This is a genomic window from Salmonella sp. NW177 (assembly GCF_051811585.1).
GTDB lineage: Bacteria > Pseudomonadota > Gammaproteobacteria > Enterobacterales > Enterobacteriaceae > Salmonella > Salmonella enterica.
Genome location: NZ_JAMMZV010000010.1, coordinates 20,762 through 35,398, shown reverse-complemented (window position 1 = coordinate 35,398; position 14,637 = coordinate 20,762). Strand labels below are relative to the sequence as shown.

Below are 14,637 nucleotides of genomic sequence, written 5' to 3'. Positions count from 1 at the left end.
TAACCGGGGATGAATAACTGTAGCGGGAAAGGAGAAGTTTGACTATGTATCCCTTTATAAATCAATTAACAAAAAGACAATAGAAACGCAGACGATGCCCAATATCGCCTGCATCACAGCGCCGTTTTATTGGCCGGATAAAGCGCTGACGCGACCCTCCGGCGCAAGGGCGCTTGTCACGCTGAAACGGCGTCGTCCAGCGAAGGACTCACCTGAACCACTTCGATTTGCTGGGATTGAAGTAAATTCTGTAATGCCGGACCGGGATACTCGTCCGTAAACAGAGCGGTAATCTGTGACACATTGCCGATCTCAACCGCCGCAGAAGCATGGTATTTCGTATGATCGGCGGCCAGCAAAATATGTCGCGAGTGGGCCATCATGGTTTTCACTACGCTGGCTTCGTTGACATCAAACTCCAGTAACGCGCCATCGCTCTCTATCGCGCCTACGCTGGTGACGAGATAGTCCGCCCGGAACCCCGCGACAAACGCCGCCGCGGATGGCCCGATAATGCCGCTATTATGCGGGCGCAGCGTGCCGCCAGGCACCATCACTTCAAAGCGAGGGTTATTATAAAGAATGTGCGCGACGCGCAGGCTATTGGTGATAATGCGCAGATGATTATGGTTGAGCAGCGCGCGCGCCACCTGCTCAACCGTCGTTCCAATCGTGATAAATATCGTGGAGCCATCCGGAATATAGTCAGCCACGGCTTCCGCAATGGCTTTTTTCTCTTGCGTCCAGGAGACCTCTCGCTGCTCAAAGGCGGTATTGACCACACTGGACGCTCTGCCAGCGCCGCCGTGATGACGCGTAATCAGCCCCTGCTCGCTTAATTTACGAATATCGCGGCGAACCGTCTGGGTAGAGACCTCCAACAAACTGGCTAACTCATCGATATTCATATAGCCGCGCTCATCAATAAGCATTAACAGCCGATCGTGTCGCGGATTACCGGTCAGTTCGGTAAGACTCATGAGCATTCCTCTAAAAGCTTCCTACTGCTCATATTATACAAAAAGTGACAAGAAAGATCGGGTTTGCTCACAATCAGGGATACCCGCCCGGCCACCTGGGCGCGTACACTTCAGCGCGGCAACGCCGCTGGCGAATCTGACAGCCTCTTCGATGGCGTATCCGCTTGCCAGGCCAAATGCCAGTGCGCCATGAAAAACATCGCCCGCGCCGGTAGTATCCACCACCTCCACGGTAAAACCCGGTTGGTGGCGTACCGCCGCTTTTTCCAACCAGTTGCAGCCTTCACTGCCTCGCGTGACATAGACATGTCCATTTGTGAGCATTTGTGCTTTTTTTAGCGCATCAATGGCTTCGCTCATCCCCGTCAGGCGTGCCAGCCCTGGCTCGGAGAAGGCGGCGTGGTCGCTTAACGCCACCAGCTCGCTAATATCCTGCGGCGTAATATCGCCATCAAGAACAGTCATGACGCCAGCCTGACGCGCCAGCGTAAACGCCTGTTTTGCGCCGTCATGCCAGCGCACATCCGCCAACACCACATCCCACTGCGAAAAATCGATGTCGTTAAGCCAGTCGGCGTCAGGTAATAAATCCGGGCTGGGATAATTAACGATAATCCGCTCTCCTTTGGCATCCACCATAATCGCTGACTGCGACGACATGGCCTGCGTGTAGCGGCGGGTATAACGGGTATTTACCCCCAGGGATTCCAGTTCCGCCAGCAGGCTGTTTCCGGTGTCGTCATCGCCCACACGGCCAATAAAGTCCACCTGCGCGCCCAATTTCGCCGCAGCCACGGCAGCGGTCGCCGCAGGCCCGCCGCCCACTTCCGTATAGCGCTTCGCCACATATTTACCCCCTTCTGTCGGTAATCCTTCCACGTAATAGATGCGATCCATCACGGTAATACCTACACAAGCAATACGAACCATGGTCATTCCTCAAGCATTTTCGATGTGCTCATTTTAATTTCACGAAATGTTTAAAAAGTGACGGCTGTCAATTTTTTGACTATAAATTACAAATACGATCACAAACAGACAGAAAAAGGCTCATTAATGACAAAAAATGACACCACCGTGTTCAGGAGAACGATATGGCAGTTATAGCATTTATCGGGTTGGGACAGATGGGCTCCCCTATGGCGAGCAATCTGCTAAAGCAGGGCCATCAACTCAGCGTCTTCGATGTTAATCCCGACGCCGTACAGCGTCTGGTAGACAAAGGCGCGCAACCTGCAAGCAGCCCGGCTCAGGCAACCATCGGCGCTGAATTTGTTATCACCATGCTCCCGAACGGCGATCTGGTTCGTTCCGTTTTGTTTGGCGAGCAAGGCGTTTGTGAAACTCTTTCCCGTGAAGCGCTGGTCATTGATATGTCCACTATTCATCCGTTGCAAACCGATAAGCTGATTGCCGACATGCAGAGCAAAGGGTTCAGCATGATGGATGTGCCGGTAGGCCGGACATCCGACAACGCGATTACCGGCACATTGTTGCTGCTGGCAGGCGGTACGACGGAGCAAGTAGAGCGCGCTACCCCTGTTCTGATGGCGATGGGTAATGAGCTGGTCAACACCGGCGGCCCGGGAATGGGTATTCGCGTAAAACTGATCAACAACTACATGAGTATTGCGCTAAATGCGCTCTCCGCCGAAGCCGCCGTGCTGTGTGAAGCGCTGGGGCTTTCCTTCGACGTGGCTTTAAAAGTGATGAGCGGCACTGCCGCAGGCAAAGGGCATTTCACCACCACCTGGCCGAATAAAGTGATGAAAGGGGATCTGTCTCCCGCCTTCATGATCGATCTGGCGCACAAAGATCTTGGCATCGCGTTGGATGTCGCCAATCAACTGCACGTACCGATGCCGCTCGGCGCCGCCTCCCGTGAAGTTTATAACCTGGCGCGGGCCGCAGGCCGCGGTCGGGAAGACTGGAGCGCCATCCTGGAACAGGTGCGCATCAGCGCCGGGCTGACCGCCAACGTAAAAAAGTAACGACTGTATAAAGGAAAATTGAATGAACAACTACACCATCAAAGACATTACGCGAGCGTCCGGCGGGTTTGCCATGCTGGCTGTCGATCAGCGCGAGGCGATGCGTTTAATGTTTGCTGCTGCTGGTGCGAAAACACCCGTTGCCGATAGCGTGCTGACGGATTTCAAAGTGAATGCGGCGAAAATTCTTTCCCCGTATGCCTCTGCCGTTCTGCTGGATCAGCAGTTCTGTTATCGCCAGGCCGTAGAACAAAACGCGGTCGCTAAAAGCTGCGCCATGATCGTCGCGGCGGATGATTTCATCCCGGGCAACGGTATTCCCGTTGATAACGTGGTCATTGATAAAAAAATTAATGCGCAGGCGGTAAAACGGGATGGCGCGAAAGCCTTAAAACTGTTGGTGCTGTGGCGCAGCGATGAAGACGCGCAGCAGCGTCTGGATATGGTCAAAGAATTCAATGAATTATGTCACTCCAATGGTTTGCTGAGCATTATCGAACCGGTTGTTCGTCCGCCGCGCTGCGGCGACAAGTTCGATCGCGAGCAGGCGATTATCGATGCGGCCAAAGAGCTGGGCGACAGCGGCGCCGATCTTTACAAAGTTGAAATGCCGCTCTACGGCAAAGGCGCGCGTTCCGATCTTCTTACCGCCTCACAACGCCTGAATGGGCATATCAATATGCCGTGGGTCATCCTCTCTTCCGGTGTGGACGAAAAACTGTTCCCTCGCGCGGTCAGGGTCGCCATGGAAGCTGGCGCATCCGGGTTCCTGGCGGGACGCGCGGTCTGGTCATCAGTGATTGGTTTACCGGATACCGAGCTGATGCTACGTGATGTTTCCGCGCCTAAGTTGCAACGTCTGGGCGAGATCGTCGATGAAATGATGGCGAAACGTCGTTAATACGAGGATGAAAGAATGAAATGGTTTAACACGTTGAGCCACAACCGCTGGCTGGAGCAGGAAACCGACCGCATCTTTAATTTCGGTAAAAACGCCGTGGTGCCGACAGGCTTCGGCTGGCTGGGAAATAAAGGGCAAATTAAAGAAGAGATGGGCACCCATCTTTGGATCACGGCGCGTATGTTGCACGTTTATTCCGTGGCGGCGTCGATGGGCCGACCGGGCGCTTATGATCTGGTCGATCATGGCATCAAAGCCATGAACGGCGCGCTGCGCGATAAAAAATACGGCGGCTGGTATGCCTGCGTTAACGATCAGGGCGTGGTAGATGCCTCTAAACAGGGTTATCAACACTTCTTCGCCTTGCTGGGCGCGGCCAGCGCCGTCACGACCGGGCACCCTGAAGCCAGGAAATTGCTGGATTACACCATAGAAGTGATTGAGAAATACTTCTGGAGTGAAGAAGAGCAGATGTGCCTGGAGTCCTGGGATGAAGCCTTTAGCAAAACCGAAGACTACCGTGGCGGCAACGCCAATATGCACGCCGTCGAAGCGTTCCTGATTGTTTATGACGTTACCCATGACAAAAAATGGCTGGATCGCGCGCTGCGTATCGCGTCGGTAATTATTCATGATGTGGCGCGCAACGGTGATTACCGCGTCAATGAACACTTCGATTCACAGTGGAACCCTATCCGCGACTACAACAAAGATAATCCTGCCCACCGTTTTCGCGCCTACGGCGGTACGCCAGGTCACTGGATTGAGTGGGGCCGTCTGATGCTCCATCTCCATGCTGCGCTGGAGGCCCGCTTCGAAACGCCGCCCGCCTGGCTGCTGGAAGACGCGAAAGGTCTGTTCCATGCCACTATCCGCGACGCCTGGGCGCCAGATGGCGCAGACGGCTTTGTCTACTCAGTCGACTGGGACGGTAAACCTATCGTACGTGAACGCGTGCGCTGGCCGATTGTGGAAGCGATGGGTACGGCCTACGCCCTCTACACCCTGACGGGCGATAGCCAGTATGAAGAGTGGTATCAGAAATGGTGGGACTACTGCATTAAGTACCTGATGGACTATGAAAATGGTTCCTGGTGGCAAGAGCTGGACGCCGATAACAAAGTGACCACCAAAGTGTGGGACGGTAAGCAAGATATTTACCATCTGCTGCACTGTCTGGTCATTCCTCGTCTGCCATTGGCGCCGGGCCTGGCTCCAGCGGTCGCGGCGGGTCTCCTGGATATCAACGCGAAATAGGTCATGAGGATGGCAGCCATGCACAGCGGTGGAAAAACTATTCAGCTTAATGCGGGCCATTACCAGGCGAAAATCGTCACGGTTGGCGCAGGTCTGGCGGAACTGACCCATCATGGACGCCATGTGGTCATCCCGCATAAACCGGAAGAAATACCCATGGCGCATCTGGGGAAAGTATTGATTCCCTGGCCCAATCGCGTGACAAATGGCTGCTACTCCTATAACGGCAAGGTTTTCCAGCTTGCCGTTAACGACCCGGTTTCGCAGACCGCCATTCACGGTCTGTTAGCCTGGCGAGACTGGCAGATTAATTATCAGTCGGCGACGGAAGCGTCGCTAACGATTTTTCTGCCGCCCTCTTACGGCTATCCCTTTGCGTTGATATCGGAAGTGATTTATCGGTTAGATGCCGCCAGTGGGCTGCACGTATTTATTCGTACGCAAAACATTGGCGATGAATCAGCCCCTTATGGCGCGGGCGCACATCCTTATTTGACTTGTAATCTGCAAAGCATCGATAGCTGTGTATTAACACTGCCTGCAAGCGAGGAATTGCCCGCAGGCAGGGATTTTTCCGCATCATGCCTGCTCGGCGAAACGCGCCTTGATCATGCGGTTAAGACCGAGACTACCCCGGCTGAGTGGGAGGTCAGACTTACCAGCCCAACGCAGAACATGTCTACATTTTTACGCAGCAATCAACCCTGGCTACAGATCTATACCGGCGAAAAACTCAGCCGAAAAGGTCTCGCGGTAGAGCCTATGAGCTGCCCGCCCGATGCATTTAATTCCGGGATCGCACTGATTCATCTTGCCCCAAAAGCGATCCATCAACTGCATTTTTCCATCGGCTGCGACTAGCCCAAATGGATTACCGAATTACCCTACATTCACGGAGATTACAATGAATTCTCTACCACAACGGTCAACCGATTTTGAACTGACAACATCACAGGATGGTTTTGCGCTTAGCTGGCAACAGCGCCTGATTTTACGTCACAGCACCGAAAATCCCTGTCTGTGGATTGGCGCGGGCGTTGCCGACATTGACATGTTTCGCGGCAACTTTAGCATCAAAGACAAACTTAACGAAAAGATTGCATTAACGGAGGCCACCGTCAGCGAGCTACCTGACGGCTGGCTGGTACAATTCAGCCGTGGCGCAACAATTAGCGCCACCCTTCGCATCTCCACCGATGAGGCGGGACGCCTGCAGCTGGATCTGCAAAACGACGACCTGCACCATAACCGTATCTGGTTACGCCTCGCAGCTAATCCAGACGACCATATCTACGGCTGCGGCGAACAGTTCTCTTATTTCGATTTGCGCGGCAAGCCGTTCCCGCTGTGGACCAGCGAACAGGGCGTTGGCCGTAATAAAACCAGCTATGTCACCTGGCAGGCAGACTGTAAAGAGAACGCCGGCGGCGACTATTACTGGACCTTCTTCCCGCAACCGACCTTTGTCAGCACGCAGAAGTATTACTGCCACGTCGATAATAGCTGCTATATGAATTTCGACTTCAGCGCGCCGGAGTATCACGAACTGGCGCTGTGGGAAGATAAAACTACGCTGCGTTTTGAGTGTGCCGACACCTACATCGCCCTGCTGGAAAAACTGACTGCGCTGTTAGGCCGCCAGCCGGAGCTGCCGGACTGGGTTTATGACGGCGTCACGCTAGGCATTCAGGGCGGTACGGAAGTTTGCCAGCAAAAACTGGATACCATGCGCAACGCAGGCGTAAAAGTGAACGGTATTTGGGCGCAGGACTGGTCCGGTATCCGCATGACCTCCTTTGGCAAGCGCGTGATGTGGAACTGGAAGTGGAATAGCGACAACTATCCACAGCTGGATAGCCGTATCAAACAGTGGAAAGAAGAAGGCGTCCAGTTCCTCTCTTATATCAACCCATACGTCGCCAGTGATAAAGACCTCTGCGCTGAGGCGGCGAAACACGGCTATCTGGCGAAAGACGCCACGGGCGGCGACTATCTGGTCGAGTTTGGCGAATTCTATGGCGGCGTGGTCGATCTGACCAATCCTGAAGCTTACGACTGGTTCAAAGACGTCATCAAAAAGAACATGATCGCGCTCGGCTGCAGCGGCTGGATGGCGGATTTCGGCGAATATCTGCCGACCGACACGTATCTGCACAACGGCGTCAGCGCCGAGATCATGCATAACGCCTGGCCTGCGCTGTGGGCGAAATGTAACTACGAAGCGCTACAGGAGACCGGCAAGCTCGGCGAGATCCTGTTCTTTATGCGTGCGGGTTACACCGGCAGTCAGAAATATTCCACCATGATGTGGGCAGGCGACCAGAACGTTGACTGGAGCCTTGATGATGGTCTGGCCTCTGTAGTGCCTGCGGCATTGTCGCTGGCGATGACCGGCCATGGTCTGCATCACAGCGATATCGGCGGCTACACCACCCTGTTTGACATGAAACGCAGCAAAGAGTTGCTGCTGCGCTGGTGCGATTTCAGCGCCTTTACGCCGATGATGCGCACCCATGAAGGCAACCGCCCCGGCGATAACTGGCAGTTCGACGGCGACGCGGAAACTATTGCCCACTTTGCCCGCATGACCACCGTCTTTACCACGCTGAAACCGTATCTCAAGCAGGCGGTGGCGCAAAACGCGGCTACCGGTCTGCCGGTCATGCGTCCGCTATTCCTGCACTACGAGAACGATGCCACAACCTACACCCTGAAATATCAATATCTGCTCGGTCAGGATCTGCTGGTCGCGCCGGTTCACGAGCAGGGGCGTTGCGACTGGACGCTGTACCTGCCGGAAGATCACTGGGTGAATATCTGGACCGGCGAAGCTCACCACGGCGGTGAAATTACCGTGGATGCGCCGATTGGCAAGCCGCCGGTCTTCTATCGCGCGAAGAGCGAGTGGGTTTCACTTTTTGCTTCTTTACGGAATATCTAATACGGCTCGCCCGCAGGGAAACCTGCGGGCAGATGGAGAAGAATAATGAGTCAAACATCATCGAATCCGGCAACCCTACGCTTGCCGTTTAAAGAAAAACTTGCCTATGGACTGGGGGATTTAGGTTCCAATATCCTGTTAGATATCGGGACCCTCTATTTACTCAAATTTTATACCGATGTGCTGGGTTTACCAGGGACTTACGGCGGGATCATTTTCCTGATCGCCAAATTTTTTACCGCATTTACCGATATGGGTACCGGCATTATGCTCGACTCGCGGCGTAAAATTGGTCCGAAGGGCAAATTCCGCCCGTTCGTGCTTTACGCGGCATTTCCGGTAACGCTACTGGCGATTGCTAACTTTGTCGGCACACCGTTTGAGGTGACGGGAAAAACCGTCGTCGCAACGATGCTGTTTATGCTGTACGGGCTGGTTTTCAGCATGATGAACTGCTCGTATGGCGCGATGGTGCCCGCGATTACCAAGAACCCGGATGAACGCGCCTCGCTTGCCGCCTGGCGTCAGGGCGGCGCCACTCTCGGCCTGCTGCTGTGTACCGTTGGCTTTGTGCCGGTCATGAACCTGATCGAAGGCAATGCCCAACTCAGCTATATTTTCGCCGCCACGCTATTTTCATTGTTTGGCCTGCTATTTATGTGGCTGTGCTACGCCGGCGTTAAAGAGCGCTACGTCGAAGTGAAACCTGTCGATAACGCGCAAAAGCCCGGATTATTGCAGTCGTTCCGCGCCATCGCCGGTAACCGTCCGCTGTTTATTCTGTGTATCGCCAACCTTTGTACTCTCGGCGCCTTCAACGTCAAACTGGCGATTCAGGTTTATTACACACAGTACGTTCTTAACGACCCGATCCTCCTCTCCTGGATGGGCTTCTTTAGCATGGGCTGTATTTTTATCGGCGTCTTTTTGATGCCCGGCGCAGTCAGGCGTTTTGGCAAGAAGAAAGTCTATATCGGCGGGCTGTTAATATGGGTGGCGGGCGATCTGCTCAACTACTTCTTTGGCGGCGGCTCGGTCAGTTTTGTCGCCTTCTCCTGCCTGGCGTTCTTCGGTTCCGCCTTCGTCAACAGCCTGAACTGGGCGCTGGTTTCCGACACGGTGGAGTACGGTGAATGGCGCACCGGCGTCCGCTCGGAAGGGACGGTTTACACCGGCTTCACGTTCTTCCGTAAGGTCTCCCAGGCGCTGGCAGGGTTCTTCCCCGGCTGGATGCTGACGCAAATCGGTTATATCCCGAATGTGGTGCAATCGGCAGGCACCGTCGAAGGCCTACGCCAGTTGATCTTTATATATCCTTGCGTGCTGGCGGTCATCACCATTATTGCGATGGGCTGTTTCTACAACCTCAACGAGAAGATGTACGTGCGAATTGTGGAAGAGATTGAGGCCCGGAAACATACGGTTTAACAACAATAAAATATAACGCCCTGCGGGGCGTTTTGAGAGGCGATTATGTCTAATCATGATCCGCTAACGCTAAAGTTGAGCCTGCGGGAAAAATGCGCCTATGGCGTGGGCGATTTCGGCTCAAATCTGATGCTGTGTATCGGTACGCTGTATCTACTGAAGTTTTATACCGATGAACTCGGGATGCCTGCATATTACGGTGGAATTATCTTTCTGGTGGCGAAATTCTTCACTGCTTTTACCGATATGCTCACCGGCGTATTGCTGGATTCACGCCGTAATATTGGCGCAAAAGGAAAGTTTCGGCCTTTTATTCTGTATGCGTCATTTCCGGTGGCTCTGGTTGCTACTGCGCAATTCTTTGCCACTCACTTTACTTTACCCGTTAAAACAGCCTTCGCGACGGTGCTGTTTATGTTGTTCGGTCTGTTCTACAGCCTGATGAACTGCTCATACGGCGCGATGGTACCCGCTATTACCAAAAATCCGCATGAGCGCGCCCAGCTCGCCGCATGGCGACAAGGCGGCGCTACCATTGGCCTTCTTCTTTGTACCGTAGGTTTTATGCCCATTCAGGCGCTGTTTACCCGTTCCCCTTCGCTGGGTTATCTGATTGCAGCAGTCATCTTTTCGGTCTGCGGGCTGTTCAGCATGTGGTGGTGCTTTAGCGGGGTGAAAGAACGGTATATCGAAACCGTACCTGACACGCATAAACCCAGCATATTGAAGTCCTTCTGCGCGATTTTTCGTAATCCGCCGCTGCTGGTGCTCTGCGTTGCCAATTTGTGCACGCTGGCCGCCTTTAATATCAAGCTGGCCATTCAGGTTTATTACACTCAATACGTGCTGAACGATATTCATTTGTTGTCATGGATGGGTTTTTTCAGCATGGGCTGTATCCTGATTGGTGTTTTATTAGTACCTGCTGTGGTAAAACGCTTCGGGAAAAAACAGGTTTATCTTGGTGGTCTGATATTGTGGGCCGTTGGCGATATCCTGAATTTTATCTGGGGCGGAACGTCATTCCTGTTTGTTATTTTCTCTTGTATCGCCTTCTTCGGTACCGCTTTCGTCAACAGCCTGAACTGGGCGCTGGTTCCGGATACGGTTGACTACGGTGAATGGAAAACGGGTATTCGCGCTGAAGGCTCGGTGTATACGGGTTATACCTTTTCCCGCAAAATTTCCGCTGCGCTTGCTGGCTTTTTGCCAGGTATTATGCTGACGCAAATCGGTTATATCCCCAACATAGCTCAAAGTGACACCACGTTGCTTGGTTTGCGTCAGCTCATTTTTTTATGGCCTTGCGGTCTTGCCATTATCGCAGCACTAACGATGGGCTTTTTTTATAAGCTCAATGAACAACGTTTCGCTTTTATTATCGAGGAAATTGCCCAACGAAAGAAAACAGGTAATCAAATTGTCGCGACTAATAATAAACAAAGTATTTCTACTGTAAATAATTAAACGACGCTTGCCGCTTTATCCATCCCGATGGATGGCGGCTTCCCTATATTTGAAAAATGGATTTATTATGAAATCTCTGAATACTCTAGTGATATTAACTTCAGTAATATCCACCTCTGTTTTTGCTGGCGCTTATGTAGAAAACCGTGAGGCCTATAACCTGGCGTCTGACCAAATGGAGTTTATGCTGCGCGTCGGCTATAACTCCGATATGGGGGCCGGAATTATGTTGACCAATACCTATACGCTACAGCGTGATGATGAATTAAAGCACGGTTATAATGAGATTGAGGGCTGGTATCCATTATTTAAACCTACAGATAAATTAACCATCCAGCCTGGCGGGTTAATAAACGACAAAAGCATTGGTTCCGGCGGCGCCGTCTATCTGGATGTTAACTATAAATTTACCCCGTGGTTTAATCTTACGGTACGTAACCGATATAATCACAATAATTATAGTTCAACCGATTTGAATGGCGAACTGGATAATAATGACAGCTATGAAATCGGTAACTATTGGAATTTTATCATTACCGATAAATTTTCTTATACCTTTGAATCACACTATTTTTATAACGTTAATGATTTTAATAGTAGTAATGGTACGAAGCATCATTGGGAAATCACTAACACCTTCCGTTATCGTATCAATGAACACTGGCTGCCCTACTTTGAATTACGCTGGTTAGATCGTAACGTGGGCCCCTACCATAGAGAGCAAAACCAGATTCGTATCGGGGCGAAGTATTTCTTCTGATATTATCGCCTCTATTTTCCGAATCTGCATCACAGCGGGTAGTTGTTCTGCCCGCTCATTCATCCTGAATCAGACTCCCGATATCCCGCCCCTAAGCGCCATGATAATATTCGCAAAGCGTTTTACCATATTCATGCTTATAGAGAAGGGAAACAAATGAATAAGCGATTTAATATTGATTGGGACAATGAATTAACCCAGGAACAGCTCATTAATTTGATTTTAACCGATGAAGATCTGCCAAAGCTTCGCTCACTGACTATTGGTAACTGGGGTGATTGTTGGGAAGACGAAACCTGCCAGCCTATTATTGATATGATTGTGGAGAACGCCCCCCGTTTTTCTCACCTGGAATCACTGTTTATCGGTGATATGGAGAGCGAAGACTGCGAGATCTCCTGGATTAAACAAGGTGACTATTCCAGGCTCTATGCGGCGTTACCCAATCTGAAGGAACTGATTATTAAAGGCGCGTCGGATCTGCGACTGGGCGCTATACATCATGAGAAACTGGAGCACCTGGAAATCATTTCCGGCGGCATCCCTTCTAACGTGCTTGCCGAACTACAAAATGCGCAGCTCCCTGCATTAAAAACGCTGAAGCTCTTCCTGGGCGTAGAGGGATACGGTTTTGACGGTTCGCTGGATGACGTGATGGCGCTGGCATCGAAAGATCTTTTCCCTCAGCTCACCCATCTGGGGTTGATGAACAGCGAAGAGCAGGATGATATCGCCCGCCGGGTGCTGGAAAGTAATATCCTGCCGCAGCTTAACGTGCTGGAACTCTCATGCGGTACCTTAACGGATAACGGCGCAGAGGCGCTGCTGGAGCATAAAGACCGAATTGCGCATCTGGAAACACTCGATCTCCACCACCACTATTTGACGCCGGAGATGCAGGAAAAGCTAAAAGCCACACTGCCGATAAACCTGAATCTTTCAGAAGCTCTGGAGCCTGATGATTACGATGGCGATATTTATATGAATGCGATGTACACCGAGTGATTGTGTAGGGGAATGTGCACATTCCCCTACTCAACGATAAAGGGATTTATTGTGATTACGCTCATTGGCCCCCATCAGAGCAAGCGCACGCATTATTTTATGCAGGCTGCCGCCGTACTTGGGGAACCCGTCACGGCGCTGACTCATCCGCAAGCGCTGGACGCTTCGCTGACCTCTGGCATCGTTAAAATCGACCCGCCAGTACACAGTGAAACAGACATCCGCAAAATAAACGCGATCGGTCTGGACTATATCCATTTTTTGCAGAACATGGCGGCGCGTCCTGGCGTCACCTGGCTTAACCATCCGGCGGGCCTCATTCACCTGTTGGATAAAAAACGCTGCAAGCGGCGCTTAATGGAACACGGCATCCCCACGCCGCCGTTGGTAGCGGAAGACGTAAAAAGTTTTGCACAGCTCACCGCCATCATGGAGGAAAAAAGGGTCGCCAGCGTGTTCATTAAGCCCTCGCTGGGTTCTGGCGCGGCGGGCGTTATCGCTTTGCGCCGCCACCCCGATGGCATAAAGCAGGTGCTTTACAGCGCGATTGCCATATCAGGACAACAGCTATTTAACAGCAAAAAAATCCAACAGTATCGTCAGAAAGAAGATATCCAGCTCATTATTGATGGCGTTCTTCAGCAGGAAAACCTCGTCGAACAGTGGCTGCCCAAAGCCAGCGTAAAGCATAAAACCTATGATTTACGCATCGTCTGCCTGGATGGCGAAATTATCTGGCGAGTGGTCAGAACCTCCTCGCAGCCCATTACTAACTTACATCTGCAAAACCAGGCTTACTGCTTCGAAAGTCTGGAGTTATCTGCCGCAAAAGTGACTGAGATCGATACGCTCTGTCAAAATGCCATGCGACTTTTCCCTGGCATTCGCTTAGCGGGTATTGATGTTTTACTTACTACCAGCCTGACGCCGTATATTATTGAAATTAATGGCCAGGGTGATTTGATTTATCAGGATGCGCAGCAGAATAATCTAATTTATCAGGCGCAAATCCGGGCCATGAGGAAGAAAAATGTATAATTCAATGGATGAAGTCCCCGTCTCGCTACACGCGTCGATTGACACAGGCGATGGCGAATTCGATATGAATGCGCTAATTAGTAATAACGCTCATATTCTTTTTATTGTGCTGGACTCGTTACGCTACGATATTGCGCTTCAGGAACAAACCGCCGGAAATACGCCAAACCTTAATCATTATGGACAATGGACGAAATGCGAGGCGGCCGGTAATTTTACCTGGCCTTCGCATCACGCCATGTTTTCAGGTTTTATGCCAAAACCTATTGATGATACCGTTAATCAGACCATGCTGTTTTTCCCAAAAGATATCGGACTTGGTCGTAAAGGGCCGAAAAATGCATTTGCCTTTGATGACGCAACATGGATAAAAAGTCTGGAAAATAAAGGCTACCAGACCATCTGTATTGGCGGCGTCTCTTTCTTTAATAACCGCTCCGGCATGGGAAAAGTGTTCCCCTCGATGTTTAAAGAGAGTTACTGGCATCCACGATTTGCCTGTACGGTTAAAGAAAGTATGGATAACCAGATCCATTATATCCAGAAAATCATGGCCGAGCGTGCTGGCAGCCAACCGGTCATGATGTATATCAATATCGACACGATTCATTACCCTAACCATTTTTACGTTGAGGGCGCGGCCCCTGGCGATACCGTTGAGACCCATGCCGCCGCGCTACGCTATATCGACGCCCGCATCGACGGATTACTGAACATTTTCCGCCAAACCGGCGGCGAAACGTTCGTTATTATCTGTTCCGATCACGGTACCTGCTATGGCGAAGACGGGAAATATTTCCATAGTTTTAATCATCCGATCGTTAATACCGTTCCCTATATGCATTTCTTGCTGAGCTGTAATCATTAAT

13 protein-coding genes are annotated in these 14,637 nt (G+C 51.5%); 11 read left to right on the top strand and 2 right to left on the bottom strand.

The genetic code is table 11. The features are described from left to right. Window positions 1-176 precede the first annotated feature (176 nt). Both NA986_RS21930 and NA986_RS21925 read right to left on the bottom strand, forming a co-directional pair. Window positions 177-980 carry a DeoR/GlpR family DNA-binding transcription regulator gene (locus NA986_RS21930; protein WP_000059693.1) on the bottom strand — a complete coding sequence of 268 codons (804 nt, stop codon included), beginning with the start codon at window positions 978-980 and terminating at the stop codon, window positions 177-179. Between the two features lie 33 nt (window positions 981-1,013). Then, window positions 1,014-1,910, bottom strand: a complete 897-nt coding sequence (locus NA986_RS21925; protein ID WP_001520529.1) for a sugar kinase — start codon at window positions 1,908-1,910, stop codon at window positions 1,014-1,016. A gap of 164 nt (window positions 1,911-2,074) precedes the next feature. On the opposite strand from NA986_RS21925, the gene yihU reads away from it, so the two are divergent. The 11 genes from yihU to NA986_RS21870 all read left to right on the top strand — a co-directional run bounded on the left by yihU (window position 2,075) and on the right by NA986_RS21870 (window position 14,636). Further along, on the top strand, window positions 2,075-2,971 hold the full coding sequence (gene yihU / locus NA986_RS21920; protein ID WP_000268251.1) for a sulfolactaldehyde 3-reductase: 897 nt from the start codon (window positions 2,075-2,077) through the stop codon (window positions 2,969-2,971). A gap of 22 nt (window positions 2,972-2,993) precedes the next feature. Then, entirely contained in the window at window positions 2,994-3,872 is an 879-nt protein-coding gene (gene yihT, locus NA986_RS21915; RefSeq protein ID WP_001067413.1) for a sulfofructosephosphate aldolase, read from the top strand. Between the two features lie 15 nt (window positions 3,873-3,887). Continuing rightward, complete coding sequence (gene yihS / locus NA986_RS21910; RefSeq protein ID WP_000870942.1) at window positions 3,888-5,129, top strand: sulfoquinovose isomerase; 1,242 nt, start codon at window positions 3,888-3,890, stop codon at window positions 5,127-5,129. A 3-nt stretch (window positions 5,130-5,132) separates the two neighbouring features. Next, the gene (locus NA986_RS21905; protein ID WP_023166960.1) at window positions 5,133-5,990 is read left to right on the top strand and encodes an aldose-1-epimerase; all 858 of its coding nucleotides are present in this window, start codon (window positions 5,133-5,135) and stop codon (window positions 5,988-5,990) included. A gap of 43 nt (window positions 5,991-6,033) precedes the next feature. Beyond that, window positions 6,034-8,070: an alpha-glucosidase gene (locus NA986_RS21900; RefSeq protein WP_023181419.1), complete on the top strand. Its 2,037-nt coding sequence runs from the start codon at window positions 6,034-6,036 to the stop codon at window positions 8,068-8,070. Window positions 8,071-8,115: 45 nt separating this feature from the next. Beyond that, window positions 8,116-9,498, top strand: coding sequence for an MFS transporter (locus tag NA986_RS21895; RefSeq protein WP_000084250.1), 1,383 nt, complete (start codon window positions 8,116-8,118; stop codon window positions 9,496-9,498). Between the two features lie 45 nt (window positions 9,499-9,543). Then, window positions 9,544-10,965: an MFS transporter gene (locus NA986_RS21890; RefSeq protein WP_000064891.1), complete on the top strand. Its 1,422-nt coding sequence runs from the start codon at window positions 9,544-9,546 to the stop codon at window positions 10,963-10,965. Window positions 10,966-11,032: 67 nt separating this feature from the next. Beyond that, window positions 11,033-11,725 carry a porin OmpL gene (gene ompL / locus NA986_RS21885; RefSeq protein WP_198889149.1) on the top strand — a complete coding sequence of 231 codons (693 nt, stop codon included), beginning with the start codon at window positions 11,033-11,035 and terminating at the stop codon, window positions 11,723-11,725. Between the two features lie 156 nt (window positions 11,726-11,881). Continuing rightward, on the top strand, window positions 11,882-12,730 hold the full coding sequence (locus NA986_RS21880; protein ID WP_023216607.1) for an STM4015 family protein: 849 nt from the start codon (window positions 11,882-11,884) through the stop codon (window positions 12,728-12,730). A 12-nt stretch (window positions 12,731-12,742) separates the two neighbouring features. After that, window positions 12,743-13,768 carry an STM4014 family protein gene (locus NA986_RS21875; RefSeq protein ID WP_077957242.1) on the top strand — a complete coding sequence of 342 codons (1,026 nt, stop codon included), beginning with the start codon at window positions 12,743-12,745 and terminating at the stop codon, window positions 13,766-13,768. Beyond that, complete coding sequence (locus NA986_RS21870; RefSeq protein WP_000282793.1) at window positions 13,761-14,636, top strand: STM4013/SEN3800 family hydrolase; 876 nt, start codon at window positions 13,761-13,763, stop codon at window positions 14,634-14,636. The genes NA986_RS21875 and NA986_RS21870 overlap by 8 nt, the downstream gene beginning before the upstream one ends. The last annotated feature ends 1 nt before the right edge of the window (window position 14,637 follow it).